The following is a 20,929-nucleotide window of genomic DNA, read 5'->3' as shown; positions in this document are numbered from 1 at the left end:
AATAGGGCCATGGTCCGAAGTGGCTTGCTTGGGATAATCGCTCTTGCATTCCTGCAAGGTGCGGCGCTCGCGCAAATGCACGGTCAGCATGCCTCCGAAGCGGCGTGTGAGGAGCCGACGTTGCGCTGCGCAACCAAGGTGACGCCCGCATTCGGACCGGACGGAACGCTGTGGCTGGTCTGGATGGCGGGCGGGCAGGTGTCGGTTGCGAACTCGCCGGATGCGGGGCGCAGCTTCTCGGTGCCCACCCAGGTCACGACGAAGCGGCTGAACCTTGATTGGGGGCCGGATGCGCGGCCCAAGATCGTGGTCGATCGCAAGGGCGGCATCGCGCTCGCATTCTCGATCTTCAGGGATGAGGCCTTCAACGGCCAGGTGCTCTTCACACGCTCAGCCGACGGCGGGAAGAGCTTTGCGGAGCTGAGGCCCATCACCGCCAACAACGAGAGCCAGCGCTTTGAGGCGCTGGCGCTCGATCAGGACGGAACGGTCTTTGCGGCATGGCTGGACAAGCGCAATCGCGTTCCCGCGAAGGAGGCAGGACGGAAGTACGAGGGAGCGGGGCTGTTCTTCGCCTCGTCGCGCGATGGCAGCGCCACCTACGCGGAGGCGAAGCTTGCGCGTGACAACACCTGCGAATGCTGCCGGTTGGGGCTGACATTCGCGGCGCCCGGGCGTCCGGCCGTGATCTTCAGAAATATCTTCGAGGGCGGCGTGCGCGATCACGCGGTCATGACCTTCGCCGACGTCTCGACGCCGGGGGAAATCCATCGGGTCAGCAATGACGACTGGCAGATCAACGCCTGCCCGCATCACGGACCGAGCCTCACCGTTGCGCCGAACGGGACCTATCACGTCGCCTGGTACACGAACGGCAAGGCGCGCAAGGGACTGTTCTACGCCCACTCGCGCGACGAAGGCCGCACCTTCTCTGCGCCCATGGCGCTAGGGCAGCCGGGCCGCAATCCGACGCGTCCTTACGTGCTCGCAAGTGCTGTGGGAACGGTGATGGTCTGGAAGGAGTTCGACGGCGAGAAGACCTCGGTCCAGATGATGATGTCCCGCGACGATGGCGAGAGCTGGTCGCCGCCGAAGACGATATCGAGCACGACCGACACATCCGATCATCCCTTGCTCGTCTCCAATGGCCGACAGGTCTATTTGTCATGGATGACGAAAGCGGATGGCTATCGGCTCACAGCAATCGAGGACCAGCCATGAGACGTCGATTTGCGGGCATTCTGGGTCTGGGTATCGTGGTCGCGTCAACGGCTACGCTGGGAGCAGCGCCGGCCCTGAAACCGTTCGAGCGCGGCACCTGGCAAGGCGTCCTTAGGGGGCATGCGGGTCGCCCGACGCTCGTGCATTTCTGGGGCGTGACCTGCGGCCCCTGCAAGGTCGAGCTGCCGTTGCTCGGGCAGTTTGCGAAGGACCATCCCGGGATCGACGTGGTCACGATCAGCGCCGATCTCGTGCCGAACTTGCCGGCGGCAACGCAGTCGATGCTTGACAAGGCGGGGCTGTCGTCGACCGAGAACTTCATCTTCAACGACGGTTTTGTCGAGCGTTTGAGGTTCGAGATCGACCCCGCCTGGCAGGGCGACATTCCCCGGACCATGCTCATCTCCCGGGACGGGACAATCACGACGATCGAAGGCTCGGCCGAGATGGCCGATCTCGAAAAATGGTCGGGCCAACAGCTCGCCACACACTGAAATTCAATCTGCAAACGGGAATACCGATATGAAGACCATGTTGAAAGATGTGCTGCTCGCAGCGTTCGCTCTCGCGCTCTGTGCAGCACCAGCGGCGGCCGAGGACGTCAAGGCCGGCGATCTCGTCATCTCGCAGGCCTGGAGCCGGGCGACGCCGGGCGGCGCCAAGGTCGCCGGCGGCTATCTCACCATCGAGAACAAGGGGACAACGGCGGACAGGCTGGTCAGCGTTTCCGCCGACATCGCGGGGAAGACTGAGGTCCATGAGATGGCGATGGACAACGGTGTGATGAAGATGCGTCCGCTCGACAAGGGGCTCGTGATCGATGCCGGCAAGACGGTGAAGCTCGCGCCCGGCGGCAATCATCTGATGCTCCAGGAGCTGAAGGGGCCGTTCAAGCAGGGTGACAAGGTACCGGTGACGCTGGAGTTCGAGAAGGCCGGCAAGGTCGCCGTCTCCCTCGACGTCCAGGGCGTCGGTGCGCAGGCGCCCGGCGACGGCGGGCACATGATGAAGAAAATGCCGGATCATTCGGGAATGAAGATGTGATGAAACAGATCAAGTCTCCGATGACCTCGCCTCGAAATTTCGCGGGCCTTGCGCTCGCGATGGCTGCCTTGCTGTCGGTTGCCGCGACACCGCTTGCGGCGGCGACGGACGACGACAGCTTCTTCACGCACCTGCACACCGAGAAGGCGATGGCCAACGTCACGGTCTCGCCGGGGCGCGCCGGCCCGGTCGAGATCGCCATCCAGCTCGAAACCACGGACGAGACGCCGCTCGCGGCGAGAGCCGTGTCGGTGACGCTCGTGGACACGCAGTCCGGCCGGAAGCTCGCGCCGGTCGAGGCTTCGCGCGACGGCGAGGACAGCTGGCACGTGAAGGTCGCGCAATTGACACCCGGACGCTGGATGCTGGGTCTCGGAATTTCGATCTCCGAGGCCGATCATGTCAGCGTGGAATCACCGATCCTGATCAAATGACGTTGTCGAAGGGGCCAAACATGTCGAAGAAATCCTGCCTGTTCCTGATCGCCGCGCTGGCCGCGTCGCCTGCATCGGCGCATATCACGCTCGAGACCAAGCAGGCGACGGTTGGTTCCTACTATAAGGCCGTCTTCGCCGTGCCGCACGGCTGCGCGGGTTCGCCCACGGTGAAGATCAGGGTGCAGATTCCGGAAGGCGTGATTGCGGTGAAGCCGATGCCGAAGGCGGGCTGGAGCGTCGATGTCTTCGAAGGCAAGTACGCCAATGAATACGACTATCACGGCAACAAGCTTGCCTCCGGCGTCAGGGAGGTGGCCTGGTCCGGCGGCAAGCTGCCGGATCACAATTACGACGAGTTCGTCATCAGCAGCTTCCTGACCAACAGTCTGAAGCCGAACACGACGCTGTATTTCCCCGTCGTCCAGGAGTGCGAGACCGGCGTCAGCCGCTGGATCGAGATCCCGGTGGACGGGGCAGGGCATTCGCACGAGGGCAAGTCGCCGGCGCCAGGCGTGAAGCTCCTGTCAAAGCCCTGATGCGCCTGCTCGCCGCGCTCGCTACGCTCCTCTGCGTTGTCGGCTTCACGACCGGCGCGTCCGCACATGCGGCGCTCGTCGCGGTCGAGCCGGCGAGCGGCAGTATGCTTGCGAGCGCGCCGGTGGCGGTGGAGCTGCGCTTCAACGAGGCGGTAACGCCGGGCGCAATCCAATTGATCGACGGCGCCGGCAGGGCGCGGGACGATGCGCGCGTCAGCGCGTCGGGCGAAACGATCTCGGTCGCAATGCCGCCCGACCTGCCGCAGGGCACCGCGGTCGTCAGCTATCGCGTGATCTCGCAGGACGGCCATCCCGTCGCGGGATCGGTGATCTTTTCGATCGGCATGCCGACGGGGACGCAACCTCCTGCCAATGCTGATCGCGGGTTGAGCGTGCTGATCTGGCTGGCGCGCGTCGGTCTCTATCTCGGGCTGTTCGTCGGTGTCGGAGGCGTGTTCTTTGCGCGCTGGGTTGCGTGGTCGACGACGGGCATGACCGTTCCACGCGTGGCGCTCGCCATCGGCATTCCGAGCGCCGCTGTCTCTCTCGGGGTGTTAGGCCTGGATCTTCTCGGGCTGCCGCCAGCGGCTCTCGCGACGGCCGCCCCCTGGAAAGTCGCGTTCGCGACCAGTGCCGGCCCCGCGCTGCTGGTTGCGATTGCTGCGATGCTGTTCGCGTTGATGGCGCTGCGCAGCGCATGGTACGCGCGCGCTCTTGCGATCATCGCGCTGGTCGGCGTCGGCCTGTCGCTTGCCATGACCGGGCACGCCGCAACGGCCCCGCCGGAGGCTTTGACCCGGCCGGCGATCTTTCTCCACGGCCTCGGCGTCACCATCTGGATCGGTGCTCTCGCGCCGCTGGTCGCGCTGGTGTCGGAGCCGACGACTGCGACGCTCCCCGTCGTGAACCGCTTTTCCCGCATCGCTGCGCTGGCGGTCGGCGTGCTGGCCTTGACCGGCCTCGCACTCGCGATCGTTCAGCTCGAAAAGCCGGTCGCGCTGGTCGAGACCCGCTACGGACTCATCCTCTCGATCAAGCTTGCATTGGTCACGGGATTGCTGGCGCTTGCCGCGCTCAATCGGTTCAGGCTGACACCGGCCCTGGCCCTGGCCCGGAACGAGACAGGGACGCCCGCGCTCAAGCGCTCGATCATGCTGGAAGGCGCGATCGCACTCGCCATCCTTGCCGTCGTCGCCGGCTGGCGCTTCACCCCGCCACCGCGGACGATCATTCCCGAGACGCCCTTGGCGATCCACATCCACAGCGACAAGGCGATGTTCCAGGTGCTGGTCTCGCCGGGCAAGGCCGGGCTCGACGATTTCGTGCTTCAGCTCATGACCGGCGAGGCCACGCCGCTGATCGCGAAGGAGGTGACGCTGACCCTGAGCCTGCCGGAGCGCGGCATCGAGCCGATGGAGCGGGGCGCATCGCTTGGGCCGGACGGCTACTGGCACGTGCGCAAGGTCGAGCTCCCCTTCGCCGGCCGCTGGCATGTGCGGATCGACGCGCTGGTGACCGATTTCGAGAAGGTCACGCTGGAGGACGAGCTCGATCTGGGGCTGCCTTAAAGCGCGCCGGTGCGGTTCATGCTGAACCTGAAGGCAACGGAAAAATGACAGGAATTCCGCCGCCTTAGCGGCTTTTCCTCATTCCCGGTCTTGTGTTTTCGCTCCCAATCCGCTTTCACTGCAGGCGATCACTGATTCCCAGAGTATTGCCATGCGGTTGTCGCGATTCTTTCTGCCCATCCTGAAGGAAAATCCGAAAGAGGCGGAGATCGTCTCGCATCGGCTGATGCTGCGCGCCGGCATGATCAGGCAGGAGGCGGCCGGCATCTATGCCTGGCTGCCGCTCGGCTTCCGCGTGCTGAAGAAGATCGAGCAGATCGTGCGCGAGGAGCAGGACCGCTCCGGCGCGCTGGAACTCTTGATGCCGACGCTCCAGCTGGCCGACCTCTGGCGCGAGAGCGGCCGTTACGACGCCTATGGCCCGGAAATGCTGCGCATCGCCGACCGCCACAAGCGCGAGCTGCTGTATGGGCCGACCAACGAGGAAATGATCACCGAGATCTTCCGCGCCTACGTCAAGTCCTACAAGAACCTGCCGCTGAACCTCTATCATATCCAATGGAAATTCCGCGACGAGCAGCGTCCGCGTTTCGGCGTGATGCGCGGCCGCGAGTTCCTGATGAAGGACGCCTATTCCTTCGACCTCAACGAGGCCGCAGCGCGCGTCTCCTACAACAAGATGTTCGTCGCCTATTTGCGCACCTTCGCGCGGATGGGGCTGAAGGCGATCCCGATGCGCGCCGAGACCGGCCCGATCGGCGGCGATCTCAGCCACGAGTTCATCGTGCTTGCGGAGACTGGCGAATCCGGCGTTTTCATCAATCGCGACGTGCTGGACCTGCCGGTGCCGGGCGAGGACGTCGACTATGACAGCGACCTGACGCCGATCATCAAGCAATGGACCTCGGTCTATGCGGCGACGGAAGACGTGCACGACGCCGCGCGCTTCGAGCAGGAAGTGCCTGCGGACAAGCGGGTGAACACCCGCGGCATCGAGGTCGGGCAGATCTTCTATTTCGGCACGAAGTATTCCGATGCGATGAAGGCACTGGTTGCGGGCCCCGACGGTGTCGATGTGCCGATCCATGGCGGCTCCTACGGCGTCGGCGTCTCGCGCCTGCTGGGCGCCATCATCGAGGCCTGCCATGACGATGCCGGCATCAAATGGCCGGAGGCGGTGGCCCCGTTCCGCGCGTCGATTCTCAACCTCAAGCAGGGCGATGCCGCGGTCGATGCGGCCTGCGAGAAGCTCTACGCCGAGCTCACCGCCAAGGGCGTCGACGTGCTCTACGACGACACCGATCAGCGGGCCGGCGCCAAATTCGCCGCCGCCGACCTGATCGGCATCCCCTGGCAGATCATGATCGGGCCGAAGGGCCTCGCCGAGGGCAAGGTCGAGATCAAGAAGCGCAGTGACGGCTCTCGCGAGACGATGTCGCCTGCGGACGCGGTCGCCCGGCTGGTCGGCTGAATATTGTTCATCGCGCGATATCGCGGCCGCCAATCCGGCCACAATTGACCCCGAATCATGGGATTATCGAGCGATGGATGAGACCATGACCGAGACCAAGCAAACCGCGCCTTTTGCGCCATTCGAGTGGATGCTGTCGGCGCGCTATCTGCGGGCGCGCCGCAAGGAGGGATTCATCTCGGTCATCGCCGGGTTCTCCTTCCTCGGCATCATGCTCGGCGTGGCGACGCTGATCATCGTCATGGCTGTCATGAACGGCTTCCGCAAGGAGCTGCTCGACAAGATTTTGGGCCTCAACGGCCACATCCTGGTGCAGCCGCTGGAATCGCCGCTGACCGACTGGAAGGACGTCGCCGACCGCCTCAGCCAGGTCCAGGGCATCCGGCTCGCAGCGCCCGTGGTCGACGGCCAGGCGCTGGCGTCCTCGCCGTGGAACGCCTCGGGCGTCCTGGTGCGCGGCATCCGCTCCGACGACCTCAACAACCTCACCTCGATCGCCAAGAACATCAAGCAGGGCTCGCTCGAGGGCTTTGACGACGGGCAGGGGGTCGCGATCGGCCGCCGCCTCGCCGACCAGCTGTCGTTGCATGCCGGTGACAGCGTGACGTTGGTGGCGCCGAAGGGCGCAGTCACCCCGATGGGCACGACGCCGCGCATCAAGCCCTACAAGATCGTCGCGGTGTTCGAGATCGGCATGTCCGAATACGATCTCGGCTTCGTGTTCATGCCACTGGCTGAAGCTCAGGCCTATTTCAACCGCAGCAACGACGTCACCTCGATCGAGGTGTTCACCACCAACCCCGACAAGATCGACGCCTTCCGCAAGGCGGTGACGGAGGCCGCGGGCCGGCCGGTGTTCCTAGTCGACTGGCGGCAGCGCAACTCGACCTTCTTCAACGCGCTCCAGGTCGAGCGCAATGTGATGTTCCTGATCCTGACCATGATCGTGCTGGTCGCCGCGCTCAACATCGTCTCCGGCCTGATCATGCTGGTGAAGGACAAGGGCAGCGACATCGCGATCCTGCGCACGATGGGCGCCTCGCAAGGCTCGATCATGCGCGTCTTCCTGATCACGGGCGCCTCGATCGGCGTGGTCGGGACGCTGGTCGGCTTCTTCGTCGGCCTCGTGATCTGCCTCAACATCGAGTCCATCAGGCAATTCCTGTCCTGGCTGACCAGCACCGAGCTGTTCTCGCCGGAGCTCTACTTCCTGTCGAAGCTGCCCGCCGAGATCGACGTCGGCGAGACCACGGCGGTCGTCATCATGGCGCTGACGCTGTCGTTCCTTGCGACGCTGTACCCGTCGTGGCGCGCCGCGCGCCTCGATCCCGTCGAAGCGCTGCGGTACGAGTGAGGGGCTGATGGAGAGCCAGCAGGGGGCGGAAGATGTACCGGTCATTTATCTCCACGAGATAAAGCGGCAGTACTTGCAGGGCGAGGTGCCGCTGACGATCCTCGACAACGCCAAGCTCGCGCTGTGGGCCGGGCAATCGGTGGCGCTGGTCGCGCCGTCGGGCTCGGGCAAATCGACGTTGCTGCACATCGCAGGGCTGCTTGAAGCACCCGATTCCGGCGAGGTCTACGTCAACGGCGCGCCGACCTCGCAGCTGCCCGACATCGAGCGTACCCAGCTCCGCCGCACCGATATCGGCTTCGTCTATCAGTCGCACCGGCTGCTGCCGGAGTTCTCGGCGCTCGAGAACGTGATGATGCCGCAGATGATCCGTGGTCTGAAGAAATCGGAGAGCGTCAAGCGCGCCAAGGAGATCCTTGGCTATCTCGGCCTCGGCGACCGCATCACCCATCGGCCCGCGGAATTGTCGGGCGGTGAGCAACAGCGCGTCGCGATCGCGCGCGCGGTCGCCAACGCGCCGCGTGTGCTGTTCGCGGACGAGCCGACCGGCAACCTCGATCCGCACACGGCCGATCACGTCTTCCAGGCGTTGATGCAGCTGGTCAAGGCGACCAAGGTCTCCATGCTCATCGCGACCCACAACATGGAGCTCGCCGGCCGCATGGACCGGCGCGTGTCGCTGTCGAACGGCCAGGTCGTCGAGCTCGAATAATAAAAACTGCGAAAACAACCCCATGCGCAGTAGCCGGCCTTGGCCGGCTACGATCGGGGTGACGCCTTCCAGCCATTTGACATGTCAGGCCTTTCGGCTGCGACGGCGCATCGCCGCAGCGGTGGGGCCGTTACGGCCTGATCACCGTCAATTTGAACGGTCCGCCATTCGCCGCGGCGTGTTCCACCGCCTCGTTGGCGTGGTCGAGGTCGAACGCCGTCGCCTCGTATTCGTCCAGCCGTAACAATCCCGCGCGCACCAGGGCGATCAGGCGGCTTGCCGCATCCGGCGGATACATCCAGACGCCGTGGATGCTGATGCAGTTGCGCATGATCCAGGGGTAGGGCAGATCGAGGCCTGCGCCGCCCGCCATGCCGACGCCGCCCATCAGCACGACGCGGCCGTAAGCGCGCACCGTCATGATCGCCGCGCGTACGACGGTCGTGCTGACCGAGGGTGGCATGATGTCGAACACGCAGTCGATCGGTCCCGGTGCGGCGCGCTTCATGCTTTCGCAGTCGTCGCTCTCGTTGCCGGTGAGTTTCACCGGCTTCACCCGATCGCCGAAGCGGCGGACGAGGTCGGCCAAAATCCTGTCGTTGCGACCCGGCGCGACCACGCAGGCCGCGCCCATCGCGAGCGCGACGGAGACGGCGGCGCTGCCGAAATTGCCGGTGGCGCCGCTCACCAGCACGGTCTCGCCGGGTTGAAGGTTGGCGGCGAGGAAGCCGCCATAGGGCACCAGCGCCGTCCCCAGCGCGCACCATTGCGAGGCTTCCGCGGACGTGATCGCGCCAAGCCGCTTCACATTCTCGGTCGGCACGCGCATCCGCTCGGCATAGGAGCCGTGGCGAAAATGCCGTTGCAGGCGCATACCGCCGGGGCCGGCGGCCGTGAGCCCTTGCAGGGCGATATCGGGCGCCACGATGTCATCGCGCGAACGCACCGTCGGGTCGCAGAACACCCAGTCGCCAACGGCGAGCTTGGTCGCGTCCGGGCCGATCGCGCGCACCCGGCCGATGCCGCCGGGACCCGGGATGATCGGCAGGTCGAGCGCGTAGTTTCGTTCGCCGCTGAAGACCTCGTTCATGTAGGACAGGACGCGCGTGGCGACGACGTCGACGATGACCTCGCCGGTGCCGAGCACCGGCTCCGGCACATTCTCGATCACCAGCGGCGATCCGAAGGATTTGAGTACGGCAGCTTTCATGATGTTCACCTCAAAGTCGGGTGAAAAGGCATATGCGCCGCCTTGGAAAGGTCAGCAAGGCCTGGTATTATCCTAGTATTACGAAGGCCCTCCATCGGAGCTCAACATCATGGCCGACCCGCGCCGCATCGAATTCGGCGACTTCCTGCGGTCCCGCCGCGAAAAGCTGACGCCGAAGACGGTCGGTCTTCCCGCGGGCAGCCGCCGGCGCACCGCGGGCCTGCGCCGCGAGGAGGTCGCCCAGCTCGCCGGCATCGGTGTCGACTGGTACATCCGTCTCGAGCAGGGGCGCACCGTCAGCCCGTCGGTCACCACCGTCGATGCGCTCGCCCGTGCGCTGCGGCTGAGCAAGACCGAGCATGCGCATCTCAAGGCGCTGGCGCGCGACGGCGACAAGCGGGCGTTCACGCGCGAGATCGTGCCGCCGCCGATCCTGCGGCTGATCGAGAGCCTGCCGCATCCGGCCTATATCACCGGGCGGCGCTGGGACGTGCTGGCCTGGAACGAAGCCGCCGAGCAGGTTTTTGCGTTCGGCCGGTTACCGGAGGAGGATCGCAACACGATGCTCCTGATGATGACCAACAAGCAGACGCGCAAGGCTTACGGCGCGGGCTGGGCGGAGGTCGCCAAGCGCATGGTCGCGATGTTTCGCGCCACCCACGACGTCTGGGCCGGCGATCCCGCCTTTGCGGAGTTGCTGACGCGGCTGCGGCAGGGCAGCCCGGAATTCGTCAAATGGTGGGAAGCCCACGAGATCCGCAGCACCGCCTCGGGCCTCAAGACGATGTCTCATCCAACTCTGGGCGTGCTGCATTTCGAGCACACGAGTTTTCAGGCCAACGACGATCCCGCGCTGAAGCTCGTGATCTATACGCCGGTCGGGGCGTAGAACGCCGTCATCAGATCGGGAAGGCCACCGGCATATGTCCGGCGGCCTCCGCGCTTATTGTGGTTTGCGGGGCGGCGCCCCGACTAGAGATCGATGCTGACGGCGATATTGCGGCCCTGCAGTTCGGCAATCTTCATTCCATCAGCCTGCAGCTGCGCGAACTCCGGGTCCTTTGCCACGGCCTCCTGCACCTTGCCGTAGACTTCCCAATTGGAGTAGCGCGTCGTAACCAGCAACTCTCCTGCCCAGTGACCGGTGTGGAAACGGGAGAGCCGAAGAAACTCGGCACCGTGTTTTTCAAAGATTTTCTTCGCCTGCCGGATGATCTGGACCGTTTCCTCGACCTTGTCGGTTTTGAAGCGAGTAAATTGAACGATCGGCATGGGCTACCTCCATAGCTGTGTAAACTGTCCAAGAGGCATGTATCGAGCGACGTTTGAGGAGCGAACCTCCCGTTCGATCTCGATGAAGGTTCGTCTTCGGCGGCGTGATCCTGGTTCAGGCTTCGCGAGCGGAATCAACTCTCCCCTTTCTCGGGCGCTTTAAATGCGCCGCGCGTGCCTTGCCCAGCCGGGCTCCCTTGGCATTGTCATTGCTGCCGGCCAACGGTTTCACTATCGACCCGCTTGATGGCGGGTGGATTCCACACGCCGGTCAATGCCTCCGACTTTGGCGCATAAAGACGCATGGTGAGGTTGAACGGGCTTGTGGGCGCGGGCAGCCAGTTGGCTTCGCGATCGCCGCCCGGATTGTCATTCTGGACGTAGAGCGTGAGCGATCCGTCGGCGTCGCGCTTGAACGGCATCCAGCTGCTCACCGCAAAGCGATTGAGTGGATTGGCAACCTGGAAGCCTTCATCGTCATACAGGGTGATTGACCAGAATGCCTCGACCGGCGGCACCGCGTCCTTGGCAAAGCGGACGATGTATTTGTTTGCGCCGTCGAGCGGCTTGCCGTTTTCATCGCCAACACTGTTCGGGTAGATCGCGTCCTCCGGCAGATTAGCGCCGAGTCCGAGCTGCGCGACGATCGCGCGCTTCAAGTAGTAGTTCCCGTAAACGCCCATCGTGTCCGTGTTCATGGACCAGTGATTTGCGACGCGCGCCAGCGTTGGGATTTTCCATGCCATCAGTTTTTGCGCCTGAGCCGGCGCATCCTCGATAGCTTTCCGTACCGTGGAATCGGCTTTGGTCATATCGAACGTCTTGCCCGGTTCGAGCCCTATCCGCGCCATGCGCGCGATGATCGGCTCATCTGTGATGTGTGGCGGGTGGACCTTGGATAGCTCCGCCGCATAGGCAAAAAACTTATCGCCTGCCATCGTGTCGACTTGCAGCTTCGGCGGCGTCTTGACGTCAACGTTGGGATCGATGGTCTGTGTCACGGCGACCGGGGGCTTACCCCATCCAGATAGCGGTGTGATCTTGTACCCCTTCTGCACCTCGTGAACCGGAGCATAGTCGGCAGGACCATCGGTCTTGGTGCGGCCGATGATCCAGACATAAGGCGTCGGCGCGTCGATACGTGCGAAGCCCGCCGGCACGTTTCCGTTCCAGCCCGGCGGCGCGACCAGGAAATTCGCTGCCTTGGTGCCTGTCGTACGCCATCCCGGCGACGCGAACACATCGGTCCACATGTCGAGCATCGGCAGCAGGTAGTAGCGGCCACCGGTATCAGGAACCGAAACGACCATGGGTTCGCGGGTCAGGTCGAGCCAGGCGCTCGAATACAGCGTGTCGAAATTGGGCCGCACCACCGCCTTCATGTCTGCGGTCGGGTAGGCCTGGATATTGTCGAACGTGTTCGGAGGACCGCCTATTGCCGCAGTTTTGGGATCGGAATTGATGAGCTGCTTGCGCGTCAGGTCCATCGTCACGAGCGGATAGAAGTAAACATAGGCCTCCGCAGCGATCGCTTGTGCCTCTTCCGCAGAAATCGATTGAGCGGCGCTCGGGGTCGATGTCGACACGACGAGACTCAAACCCGACAGGATCGCAGCAAGCGACAACAGATGCTTTTGCATAAGGGTTCTCCAGAAATTCGCTGCATTGGCCGAGTGGGGCGATGTAGTGCCGCCACTGCGGGCGTTTTCCTATTCCCTCCAACTCAGGCAAAGGAGGATGAGCCAGCTAAGCGGCGAAGCGCCGCGTTCTGGTTGATCTAGATCAAGGGACGTCCGCCGACGGGTCACGAGCGGCGTTGCTCTGACGGATCGCTGCGCTCCGCTTGGCCCTCAAAAGCTGACGCCAGGCGATCGTGAGCCGACGCCCGAGACCGGCGTTTAGATGACGAGCTTCAGCACCGGATCGTCATTGGATTGCAACCTCGTGTGCTCGAAATGGAGCAGCCCTTCATCCGATGATTCATCGTCTTGAGGTCGGACGCTGACGATGTGAGCCCATCTGCCGAGAATAGCTCGATGAATACTCCGGCGTCTGCGCGCGGCCGATTGTGATAGGCACAGGGATCGTCACGTTGCCCGGTGAAATACGGAGTGGCGATGCGGGCGAGGGCGCGGCCGACGGACGCGCGGCGGCGCGATCGGGCGATTGTCGCCGATGAGCTTGCGGCGAACAGTCGCGGCTTGTGACCTATGACAAACGTCTGCGGCCTCAGAGTGGTGTTCGCGGCGAAGCGCGATCGAGTGATCGCAATGCACGCTGGTGGGCGGAGTTGCTGATTGTACCGAGGGACTCGTGGTGCTACGTTTGAGTACGTCATTCCGTTTCGGTTTGATGCGGCGGGCGATCGGGCTTACGGACCGCCGCCCGTTCATTTGAAGTTGGAATAGTTGAGCCAATCGTGTCCCGCCTCCGGCCCCCCTTTTGAGTGCGGTCGGACGATGTTTTTCATTGGCCTCCGTTCTTCCCATTGACTCGGAGGCGGGCTTCTTTCAGTTGAACTTTGCAGCAAGTCGATCTTCGACATGTGCATACTGGCAAACCACGCGGATCGTGCCGCACCACATCACCATCTGAACGCGAGGTGGGGCAGCCATTGCTTGATGGTTGCATTGCTCTGTGCCGCTTCCTTGTTTCAGTTCGCGCCCAGGGCGTGGGGACAATGCTCGGCGCGCGACGTGTTACAGAATCAACTGAAACTCGGCAAAGTTCGTGCAGTTGATTTGCCGCAAAAACTCATCGGGTCCGCCCGCGACGTTCCGACTTGGAAGACGATTGCGGTCGGCACTTTTGGCAACTCCTTCGCGTTGCGCAATGCATTGGATGCCGTGGGTTGCAATATCGGCGGGTTGGCCGCGGAAGTTCTCGCTCGACCGGCCTTTACCGTCAGTTCTAACAAGATGGACGTGGAGCTTTTGGCGGTATCCGCGGTCCAGCTCGGCTTTAAAACCGATAGCGTGCCTCTGGCCGTCATTTACGCGCGGGCCCGACAACTCGGCTTTGAACTTGCTGCAGCGGAGGTCGGTCCGCAATTGCGCCTTCAATATCTTGATCAGCCCATGGGCGAATTCCTCATCGTGGGAATGCAGCCGATCAAGACGTGGAGCGGAGAGCCCGTGGTTCTCAACGTGGCAAATGGCGGAGCCGGATTGATCCTGATCGGCCAGAACGGCCGAGATGACGCTGAAATACCGGCGACCTCCCGTTTTCTTTTCGTGCGGCCGCCTGACCTTAGCGGCGGAATCGCGGCCGCTCTGCTGCCACCATGAAGACGAACAACCAAGTTTCGAGCAGCGCTGACTGCGGAGAAAATTCCTTGCGTCAGATCAAGGGAGACTTCCTGTCCATGGAGAACAACGAGGCTGCCGGCTCAAGTGCAGCGGCGTCGGGAGTTCACGGGGATGGAGGCAGGCATCTCGTCTGGAGCGGCGTCAACAGTAGGGAGTGACATCATGCGCGGATTCGGAGTTGTATGTATCTCGCTGTTACTATCGGCAATTCCTGCGACTGCGTCAGATCAAAATCTCAAGGAAGAACTTGGAAAGATAGGTTCAGCATACGAGCAGTACTTCAGCAACAAGGACGCTGCCGGGATTACTTCGCTTTACACCAAGAACTATATGCGTGTGACGGAAGACGGCGTCGTGGACAATGCCAGATATTATGAGAACGCTTTCAAGGCGGGAGTTAGTCGCCTCGAGGTCAAGACGACCGAGGTTCAGTCATTGTCAGAAAGCATGGCTCTGGTCACCGGCGAATCTCGCATTACCGGCAACAGCGAGACAGGCGCTCCTATAGACTTCACCGTTGTTTGGACCGCTCTCGATGTTCGTGAAGACGGGCAATGGAAGATTCGCATGCTCACGTCGGTCCCCAAACCGCCGCCGCCCCAGCCGCAGCAGGCCGCAAAGTAACTCAAGGCATAGCCTTCTCTGCCCGCAATCGTTCTCTGCACCACATCAAAGGGAGCTAACGATGGCCATTTTGCACGCAAACCTCGCGTTGCTTTCAGTCGCATCAGTGCTGGCAACGACGAGTGTCCAGGCTCAGAGCATGCCGCCGGAGGGCCCCGTCTCGGTCATATTCACCGCGACGCCGATTCCTGCTCCCAAGCCGATGGCGATCGGCGGCGGCAGAGAATTTGCTGTCATGAACCAAGCCATGGCAGCCTCAAACGAGGCGGGAAATCCCGTACTCAACAACATGGGTGGACGTTGTCAGCTCAGCCGCCTGACGGATCCGTCGGCGAAGACCGCCGAGATTCACGGGTTCTGTACTTACGTCGACAAGGACGGCGACCAGTTGTTCGAGCAATGCGACTGGATGCCCGCATCCCCCAATAATTGCAACATAACGGGTGGGACCGGAAAATTCGAAGGTCTCCAGGCCGCGCTCGTCGTCACCATCGACCCTCTCAAGAGCAACTTCGATGGCATCAGTCAGGTCATTGGCCACAAGAAGGGGACGTACAAGTTCGTCAAGACGAACTAGGTTCGTCCGCTGATTTCCAGCAGCCGCGAACGGCCTCGATTGCTGCAGTTCGGGATGCCGAAGGCAGCAAGGTCTTCTGAACGGTGTGCCCCGGCGCTCACGTCCGCTACCACGCTCTAGCGACGTGGTTCCGTCGTCTGCTGAACGGGCGGCCGGTGTCCCGGTGAAGTACGAGGCACGCCGCTCGTCCGCATGTTCGGTGACCGGCGGCGTTGCGAGTTCTTTGGGTGTGAATGGGTTCACAACGACGTGGCCAGGCGAATGCTATGTTCCAGCCATTCAATTGCCGACTGATTTTTTGAAGAGTGTCTTTTTCGGACAGCCTCTGAGGAGAGGGTCATGTTCAAGCAATTCCTCTTGGTCGCGGCGATAGCCTCCCTGACGTTAGCCACATCCTCTAAAGCCGATTGCGAATATGCTTTGGAGCGCGGCGCGTCCGCCGAGTCGCGTTCGGTTTCGTTGCATCCTGATGCAGCTCAACTTGCGGAAGCCCTGTTGGATGACATTGTGACTTGGCTCTCATCGAATTTCGACCTGCCTGCCATCAAGCAGCGTCCCGTCATTGAATTTGCGTCGAAGATGGAGCTTGCGAGGTTGCGTGCAAGGGACCGTACTTCTTCGCAAGGCTTCATGGAAAGCGATGGACAACTAGCTCAGCGCGAGGTTGTCGCACTTTACGACAACGAGACGAGAACGATCCTGCTTCCTGATGATTGGGGTGGCACTTCGCCGACCGATCAATCGGTCCTGGTACACGAAATGGTCCATCACCTTCAGAATGTTGGAGGGCTCAAATTTGTTTGCCCACAGGCGCGAGAGAAGTTGGCCTACCTGGCTCAGGATAAATGGCTGGAGCGGTTCGGACTTAGCTTGGAGAACGAGTTCGACGTCGACATGTTCACGGTGCTGATTACTTCAGCATGCATGTATTGAGTGTGACCGGTCGATCCAAGTCGCTGTCGAACGATTGCCTTTCCAAAGGAGCGCAGAGCCAAGATCATCTCGTACGTACCAGCGATCTTCAGCGGATTTGATTGATGGCCAGACTCTTGGCGGTCCTCGCAATTGCATTGGCGATCCTGGCGATGGCTCCGGGGCACCAGAATCAGTTTGTACCGCTGCCAACGGGACTAATGCCAGCGGTGCTTGTTCCCTGAGTTCTGCTGAGGTGACGGGTTCATCCATTCAGCCGATGGCGCACAGATCCGCTCGTGGCCCCACGGCGATCTGCAAGGCGGACGAGCGCCGGCACCCGCACGCTATTCAGGCGTCAGCCCCAATGCCTTCACAGCAGCCACCAAGGGAGGCGTTTCGCTGTCGTACAGCCTTCTGAACGCGATATGTCCCTGAGCGGACTCATCGATGCCGTACGCGTCGAGCAGCTTCTGGATCTTGTCGGTCTTGCCTGCCTCCACCATCAGGCCGGAAACACGCTCCACGATGTCCTGCGGCATGCCGATGGGACCGGCGAGAAAGACGTAACCGGTCATAGCAAAGAGCTCGGACTCGGCACCCTGCTCGAAAAATGTGGGAACGTCGGGAAGCTTTCTGCTCCGCGTCCTCGTCTGCACGGCGATTGCCCTCCCAACTCCGGATTCCAGCGCGTTGACGGCATTGGCGTAGCTCCCCATCGCCGCCTGGAGCACGCCGGCCGCGAGGTCCTGCCACATCGGCGCTTCGCCGCGGTAGTGCACGGCTTTCATCTGCAGCCCGTACTGCTTGTTGAGCTCTGCAACGACGATATGAGGGTAGGAGCCTGCGCCGAAGGTCCCGACGTTGGTCACGTTCCTGCGGGCGTATTCGACGAACTCCTTTAAATTGGTGGCGTTGGTCGCCTTATAGGCGACCAACGGCAGATATCCTGCCGACATGCTGGAAATGAGCGCGAAGTCCTTGTCGGCGTCGTATGGCAAAGTCTTAAATAGCACGCGGCTTTGCACCAGAGTTGCGGTGATGGCGAGGAGTAACGTGTAACCGTCCGGTGGCGATTGCTTCACGGCTGCTGCAGCGATCGAACCGCTGGCACCCGCCTTATTCTCAACTATCACCGGCTGGCCGAGCTTCTGGGAGAGGTATTCGCCGTAGACGCGCGCGAGGGTGTCCGCAAGTCCGCCGGCGGGATAGGCGCAAACAATCTTGATCGGCCGGGAGGGCCAGGTCTGCGTCCACCCGCTATCATGATACGACAAAGCGATGGTGGCTGCGCCGGTTGCGATGAAGGCGCGGCGCGTGATCTTCAATGCCATCACGGTCTCCATCATATTTGTATTCCGAGGACGCACGTCGTGGGCGTTGCTGCCGGTCCTTCAAATGGACGGCCTTACGCTAAATCCTGAGTCTCTGCTCGGGGCACCGCTGCGCGGTACGGCAAGCCGTTGGTCGTGCTCATGGATTGCTTCCTGAGCAAATTGTGCCGTCCCGAGGATGGTAGCAGGCCATGGGCGGGCGCTCTTGACATTCTGCTTACATTCTCTTCACCGCCGGCTTATTCTTGCGGTGCAACCGGCGCGAGAGACCGACGGGGGAAAGTCACCCAGGGAATTGCCAGCTTGCGGTATCTCTTCGACGAGTACGCATTCGACACCGACCTTCGCGAGCTTTACCGCGGGGCGCACGTGGTCTCCGTTGCGCCGCAGGTGTTCGACCTGCTCGATTACCTGATCCGCAACAGGGAACGGGTCGTAAGCAAGGACGACCTCATCAAGACCATCTGGAACGGCCGTGTCGTGTCCGATGCGGCACTGACGACGCGGCTGAACGTCGCTCGGAGTGTGATTGGCGATTCCGGCGAAAAACAGCGTCTCATCAAAACCCTGCAGCGCAAGGGCTTCCGTTTCGTTGGAACGGTGCAGGAAGTGCAGAGGCCCGCAGACGCGGCGCCCACAGCCGATTCTGGTGAACAGTTTCAGGGTACCGCTGATCCAGATCGGTCCGATGCCGCGACAGTTGCGATGTCGATTCCTGCGCCACGCCTTTCCATCGTCGTACTGCCGTTCGCGAACTTCGGAGGCGATCCCGAGCAGGACTATTTCGTTGATGGCGTGACCGATAGCCTGACCACGGACCTTTCGCGCATCAGTGGCTCATTCGTGATCGCGCGTAACACCGCTTTCACCTTCAAAGGCAAAGCCGTCGATGTAAAGCAAGTCGGACGCGAGTTGAACGTCCGCTATGTGCTCGAAGGTTCCGTGCAACGAGGCGGCAATCGGCTTCGGGTGAATGTTCAGCTGATCGATGCCGAAACCGGCAATCACCTATGGGCCGAGAGGTTCGAGAAACCCGTCGCCGACCTGTTCAACATGCAGGACGAGATCGTATCGCGGCTCGCAAACACGCTAAATGCCCAGCTCATTCAGGTTGAAGCGCGGCGAGCGGAACGTTCAACCCATCCCGATGCAATGGACCTGTATTTCCAGGGCTGGGCTTACGAGAACAATGGGACGACCCCGCAATACATGACGCAAGCGCAGGCCTTTTTCGACCGCGCCCTGGCACTCGATGCCGACAATATCGAGGCGCTGGTCGGCTCGGCGCGGGTTGAAGCGGCGCTTGGGGCCAATCTTGTCACCGACGACTGGAAAGCGCACTTGGCGGCGGCCGAGGCAGCCTCAACCAAGGCTCTGTCCCTTGCGCCAAACCATGCTCGGGCCCGTAGCATCCTGGGTCTGGTCCAATCATTTAGCAACCCGGCCCGAGCCATCGCTGAATGCGAGCGGGCGTTGGCACTGGATCACAATTTGGCCGACGCTCATGCCTTCATCGGTCTCGCCAAGTTTTTTCTCGGTCGCAGTAGCGAGACCGAGGCCCATATCCGCGAGGCGCTTCGCCTCTCTCCTCGCGATTCCTACGCCTACCGGTGGTTTATGTTTGTCGGTCTCGCCAAATTGTTTCTCGGCGCCGACGTGGAAGCGGTTGCCTGGCTGCGCCGGAGCATCGAGGCCAACCGAAATCATCCCCTCCCGCATTACTATCTCGCCGCTGCGCTGTCGCTACTCGGCTCACCGGACGAGGCGCGGGCCGCCGCACAGGCCGGCCTTGTGCTCAATCCGACCTTCACTCTCCGCCGCTACCGGGCCCGCGTGACGAGCGACCATCCGGCTTATCTCGCCGGGCGCGAGCGTGTGTATGAGGGCATGCGCATGGCCGGGGTGCCGGAGGGATGAACGGCGGGAGGTTGCCGGTGCGCGCCCAACAAGGATCGGGCGCTCCTGCGCTTACGGCGACGGCACGGCCGAGGGCGGCGCGGTGACGTTCGGCAGCGGAGTTGCTGGCCAAGGGCTTGCCGGCCAGGGACCTTTCGGCTTGGCGTCGACCGACGAGCACGCCGACGCAAGCTGCGTCCGCATCGACGCCAGGCCCGTCAGGTCGATGTCGAATGTCGCGACGTCCACCTTTTCGTCCGGCATCGGCGTGGTCCGCCGGACATGGAGGGAGCGGGACGCCATGATCGCCTTGACCATGTCAGGGTCGATGCTGCCGCTCCACATCTCGTACTTCGCGGCTCGCACCGGAAAACCTCCGGCCTCCTGGTCCTTGTCGGCGTCCGCCGTCATCATGATCGTACTTTTGCCGACGCTCGCCTCGTCGATCTCGCCGGCGAACAGCAGCGGCACGCGATTCCTGGTTTCGCAAAACATGCGCCATTCCATCGTCCGGAACGAGGAGCCGCTTTCCTTCTTCACCACCGCGATCTTGCTGATGAACGGCCGCGTTGCCTTTTCCAGCCTCCACATCCCCTCGGCAAACGGTCGCGTGTCGATTCCGAAACGATAGAGCTCGGCTCGCGTCAGCATATGCAGGCTTTCGAACTTCACGGTACGGATGAGACCGTCGAGCGCGCGGCTGATCCCCATCGTCGCGATGAACGCAGCGCGGTCGCGGTCGGCGTTCGCGATCCGGCGCTGCCTGTATTCCGCGACCGCCTGCGGCGCCGGATGCCCGTGAAAGACGAGGACCAGCCTGGAGTTATGGACCGCCAGGGCGGCGTCGGGAGCGACCTCGCGTGATGTCGCCCCGAGAAACAGGTAACCGCAGGCCGAGTTGCACATCGCATGGTAGGTCGTGAGCTCCGCCTCGACCTCGCCGCCGGCGGCCTTGGTCCTCAGGCAGGCGGCGTCCACCTGTGTGCCGGCGGCGCACGCCGTCGCGATCGTCCGGCCGACCCGCGCGACCGCCTTGCGACTGCGCAGCAGCCGGCCGATGACGTAGGACTGCCCCACGTTCCCGCCGGGCGAGTGAAGGTAGATCGGACGCTGCGTGTCCTTGACGCCAGCCAGGAAGCGGCGAATGCGCGGTGTGGCGTCCCCATCGATCTCGCCCTCGATGGCGATCCAGCGGTCGCAGCCCGGCCCGCACGCGTCCGGTGCCCCCTTGGCAAGATAGATCGTCAGCCTGTGCGCAAATCCCGGATTCTCGGCCGGCGTTTCCTCGGCATGCAGCGCGCATGGAAGCAGCACGGCCGCGAGAAACAAAATACGGGCAAGCATGTAACGACTGGGCCACGCGCGGTGAAGATAGACGCCGACGTTACATGATGATCGGCGCGCTTACAACTTTCGGTGGCATGTAGGCCCGCGTTTGTTGAGCCGGGAGCGC

Annotated in this window: 20 protein-coding genes; 15 read left to right on the top strand and 5 right to left on the bottom strand. The window is 62.6% G+C overall.

The window, feature by feature from the left end:
* The first annotated feature begins 9 nt into the window (after window positions 1-9).
* The 9 genes from AB7245_RS25120 (at window position 10) to AB7245_RS25080 (ending at window position 8,343) form a co-directional block, all read left to right on the top strand.
* Window positions 10-1,221: a sialidase family protein gene (locus AB7245_RS25120; RefSeq protein ID WP_085400315.1), complete on the top strand. Its 1,212-nt coding sequence runs from the start codon at window positions 10-12 to the stop codon at window positions 1,219-1,221.
* Window positions 1,218-1,715 (top strand): TlpA family protein disulfide reductase, encoded by a 498-nt coding sequence (locus AB7245_RS25115; protein ID WP_085400314.1) that lies wholly within the window; start codon window positions 1,218-1,220, stop codon window positions 1,713-1,715. The genes AB7245_RS25120 and AB7245_RS25115 overlap by 4 nt, the downstream gene beginning before the upstream one ends.
* A gap of 28 nt (window positions 1,716-1,743) precedes the next feature.
* Window positions 1,744-2,265 (top strand): copper chaperone PCu(A)C, encoded by a 522-nt coding sequence (locus AB7245_RS25110; protein ID WP_063983006.1) that lies wholly within the window; start codon window positions 1,744-1,746, stop codon window positions 2,263-2,265.
* On the top strand, window positions 2,265-2,699 hold the full coding sequence (locus AB7245_RS25105) for a hypothetical protein (protein ID WP_071913414.1): 435 nt from the start codon (window positions 2,265-2,267) through the stop codon (window positions 2,697-2,699). Before AB7245_RS25110 ends, AB7245_RS25105 begins: the two co-directional genes overlap by 1 nt.
* 20 nt (window positions 2,700-2,719) lie before the next feature.
* On the top strand, window positions 2,720-3,238 hold the full coding sequence (locus tag AB7245_RS25100; RefSeq protein ID WP_085400388.1) for a YcnI family copper-binding membrane protein: 519 nt from the start codon (window positions 2,720-2,722) through the stop codon (window positions 3,236-3,238).
* Window positions 3,238-4,806 (top strand): copper resistance CopC/CopD family protein, encoded by a 1,569-nt coding sequence (locus AB7245_RS25095; RefSeq protein ID WP_085400309.1) that lies wholly within the window; start codon window positions 3,238-3,240, stop codon window positions 4,804-4,806. Before AB7245_RS25100 ends, AB7245_RS25095 begins: the two co-directional genes overlap by 1 nt.
* A gap of 151 nt (window positions 4,807-4,957) precedes the next feature.
* Entirely contained in the window at window positions 4,958-6,277 is a 1,320-nt protein-coding gene (proS, locus tag AB7245_RS25090) for a proline--tRNA ligase (RefSeq protein WP_085400306.1), read from the top strand.
* A 73-nt stretch (window positions 6,278-6,350) separates the two neighbouring features.
* Entirely contained in the window at window positions 6,351-7,631 is a 1,281-nt protein-coding gene (locus AB7245_RS25085; RefSeq protein ID WP_014494909.1) for a lipoprotein-releasing ABC transporter permease subunit, read from the top strand.
* A gap of 7 nt (window positions 7,632-7,638) precedes the next feature.
* Window positions 7,639-8,343: an ABC transporter ATP-binding protein gene (locus AB7245_RS25080; protein WP_028153958.1), complete on the top strand. Its 705-nt coding sequence runs from the start codon at window positions 7,639-7,641 to the stop codon at window positions 8,341-8,343.
* Between the two features lie 130 nt (window positions 8,344-8,473).
* Here the strand turns inward: AB7245_RS25080 and AB7245_RS25075 are convergent, their stop codons facing one another.
* The gene (locus tag AB7245_RS25075) at window positions 8,474-9,553 is read right to left on the bottom strand and encodes an alcohol dehydrogenase catalytic domain-containing protein (protein ID WP_085400387.1); all 1,080 of its coding nucleotides are present in this window, start codon (window positions 9,551-9,553) and stop codon (window positions 8,474-8,476) included.
* 109 nt (window positions 9,554-9,662) lie between these two features.
* Here AB7245_RS25075 and AB7245_RS25070 point away from each other — a divergent pair, with 109 nt between their 5' ends.
* Window positions 9,663-10,442, top strand: coding sequence for a helix-turn-helix transcriptional regulator (locus AB7245_RS25070; protein WP_085400303.1), 780 nt, complete (start codon window positions 9,663-9,665; stop codon window positions 10,440-10,442).
* A gap of 83 nt (window positions 10,443-10,525) precedes the next feature.
* On the opposite strand, the gene AB7245_RS25065 is transcribed toward AB7245_RS25070, so the two are convergent.
* Both AB7245_RS25065 and AB7245_RS25060 read right to left on the bottom strand, forming a co-directional pair.
* Window positions 10,526-10,825, bottom strand: coding sequence for a hypothetical protein (locus tag AB7245_RS25065; RefSeq protein ID WP_063983013.1), 300 nt, complete (start codon window positions 10,823-10,825; stop codon window positions 10,526-10,528).
* A 206-nt stretch (window positions 10,826-11,031) separates the two neighbouring features.
* Window positions 11,032-12,465 (bottom strand): DUF1254 domain-containing protein, encoded by a 1,434-nt coding sequence (locus tag AB7245_RS25060; protein WP_354077674.1) that lies wholly within the window; start codon window positions 12,463-12,465, stop codon window positions 11,032-11,034.
* A gap of 981 nt (window positions 12,466-13,446) precedes the next feature.
* Between AB7245_RS25060 and AB7245_RS25055 the strand changes: the two genes are divergently transcribed.
* The 4 genes from AB7245_RS25055 (at window position 13,447) to AB7245_RS25040 (ending at window position 16,267) form a co-directional block, all read left to right on the top strand.
* Entirely contained in the window at window positions 13,447-14,112 is a 666-nt protein-coding gene (locus AB7245_RS25055; protein ID WP_245344045.1) for a hypothetical protein, read from the top strand.
* Window positions 14,113-14,295: 183 nt separating this feature from the next.
* Window positions 14,296-14,757, top strand: coding sequence for a YybH family protein (locus tag AB7245_RS25050; RefSeq protein WP_085400298.1), 462 nt, complete (start codon window positions 14,296-14,298; stop codon window positions 14,755-14,757).
* A 61-nt stretch (window positions 14,758-14,818) separates the two neighbouring features.
* A complete protein-coding gene (locus AB7245_RS25045; RefSeq protein ID WP_085400297.1) occupies window positions 14,819-15,334 on the top strand; it encodes a hypothetical protein in 516 nt (171 codons plus the stop codon).
* A gap of 339 nt (window positions 15,335-15,673) precedes the next feature.
* On the top strand, window positions 15,674-16,267 hold the full coding sequence (locus AB7245_RS25040) for a DUF6647 family protein (RefSeq protein WP_085400294.1): 594 nt from the start codon (window positions 15,674-15,676) through the stop codon (window positions 16,265-16,267).
* 326 nt (window positions 16,268-16,593) lie between these two features.
* Here AB7245_RS25040 and AB7245_RS25035 read toward each other — a convergent pair whose 3' ends face one another.
* Window positions 16,594-17,580 (bottom strand): Bug family tripartite tricarboxylate transporter substrate binding protein, encoded by a 987-nt coding sequence (locus AB7245_RS25035; protein ID WP_094184005.1) that lies wholly within the window; start codon window positions 17,578-17,580, stop codon window positions 16,594-16,596.
* 303 nt (window positions 17,581-17,883) lie between these two features.
* Here AB7245_RS25035 and AB7245_RS25030 point away from each other — a divergent pair, with 303 nt between their 5' ends.
* Window positions 17,884-19,497, top strand: coding sequence for a winged helix-turn-helix domain-containing tetratricopeptide repeat protein (locus tag AB7245_RS25030; protein ID WP_354116176.1), 1,614 nt, complete (start codon window positions 17,884-17,886; stop codon window positions 19,495-19,497).
* A 51-nt stretch (window positions 19,498-19,548) separates the two neighbouring features.
* Here AB7245_RS25030 and AB7245_RS25025 read toward each other — a convergent pair whose 3' ends face one another.
* Window positions 19,549-20,820, bottom strand: coding sequence for a hypothetical protein (locus tag AB7245_RS25025; protein ID WP_085400291.1), 1,272 nt, complete (start codon window positions 20,818-20,820; stop codon window positions 19,549-19,551).
* Between the last annotated feature and the right edge of the window lie 109 nt (window positions 20,821-20,929).

This window comes from Bradyrhizobium sp. 604_D8_N2_3 (assembly GCF_051810765.1).
In the GTDB taxonomy this organism is placed as follows: Bacteria; Pseudomonadota; Alphaproteobacteria; order Rhizobiales; family Xanthobacteraceae; genus Bradyrhizobium; species Bradyrhizobium barranii.
Note: the sequence above shows the minus strand (reverse complement) of the source record. Positions and strands in the feature narration are given on the sequence as shown.

Bases quoted from the DNA above. Each gene is read 5' to 3' on its own strand.
- AB7245_RS25115 (WP_085400314.1), top strand. From the start codon at position 1,218: ATGAGACGTCGATTTGCGGGCATTCTGGGTCTGGGTATCGTGGTCGCG.
- AB7245_RS25085 (WP_014494909.1), top strand. From the start codon at position 6,351: ATGGATGAGACCATGACCGAGACCAAGCAAACCGCGCCTTTTGCGCCA.
- AB7245_RS25050 (WP_085400298.1), top strand. From the start codon at position 14,296: ATGCGCGGATTCGGAGTTGTATGTATCTCGCTGTTACTATCGGCAATT.
- AB7245_RS25025 (WP_085400291.1), bottom strand. From the start codon at position 20,820: ATGCTTGCCCGTATTTTGTTTCTCGCGGCCGTGCTGCTTCCATGCGCG.
- AB7245_RS25060 (WP_354077674.1), bottom strand. From the start codon at position 12,465: ATGCAAAAGCATCTGTTGTCGCTTGCTGCGATCCTGTCGGGTTTGAGT.
- AB7245_RS25095 (WP_085400309.1), top strand. From the start codon at position 3,238: ATGCGCCTGCTCGCCGCGCTCGCTACGCTCCTCTGCGTTGTCGGCTTC.
- proS (WP_085400306.1), top strand. From the start codon at position 4,958: ATGCGGTTGTCGCGATTCTTTCTGCCCATCCTGAAGGAAAATCCGAAA.
- AB7245_RS25100 (WP_085400388.1), top strand. From the start codon at position 2,720: ATGTCGAAGAAATCCTGCCTGTTCCTGATCGCCGCGCTGGCCGCGTCG.
- AB7245_RS25075 (WP_085400387.1), bottom strand. From the start codon at position 9,553: ATGAAAGCTGCCGTACTCAAATCCTTCGGATCGCCGCTGGTGATCGAG.
- AB7245_RS25070 (WP_085400303.1), top strand. From the start codon at position 9,663: ATGGCCGACCCGCGCCGCATCGAATTCGGCGACTTCCTGCGGTCCCGC.
- AB7245_RS25065 (WP_063983013.1), bottom strand. From the start codon at position 10,825: ATGCCGATCGTTCAATTTACTCGCTTCAAAACCGACAAGGTCGAGGAA.
- AB7245_RS25040 (WP_085400294.1), top strand. From the start codon at position 15,674: ATGTTCAAGCAATTCCTCTTGGTCGCGGCGATAGCCTCCCTGACGTTA.
- AB7245_RS25045 (WP_085400297.1), top strand. From the start codon at position 14,819: ATGGCCATTTTGCACGCAAACCTCGCGTTGCTTTCAGTCGCATCAGTG.
- AB7245_RS25055 (WP_245344045.1), top strand. From the start codon at position 13,447: ATGGTTGCATTGCTCTGTGCCGCTTCCTTGTTTCAGTTCGCGCCCAGG.
- AB7245_RS25120 (WP_085400315.1), top strand. From the start codon at position 10: ATGGTCCGAAGTGGCTTGCTTGGGATAATCGCTCTTGCATTCCTGCAA.
- AB7245_RS25110 (WP_063983006.1), top strand. From the start codon at position 1,744: ATGAAGACCATGTTGAAAGATGTGCTGCTCGCAGCGTTCGCTCTCGCG.
- AB7245_RS25105 (WP_071913414.1), top strand. From the start codon at position 2,265: ATGAAACAGATCAAGTCTCCGATGACCTCGCCTCGAAATTTCGCGGGC.
- AB7245_RS25035 (WP_094184005.1), bottom strand. From the start codon at position 17,580: ATGGCATTGAAGATCACGCGCCGCGCCTTCATCGCAACCGGCGCAGCC.
- AB7245_RS25080 (WP_028153958.1), top strand. From the start codon at position 7,639: ATGGAGAGCCAGCAGGGGGCGGAAGATGTACCGGTCATTTATCTCCAC.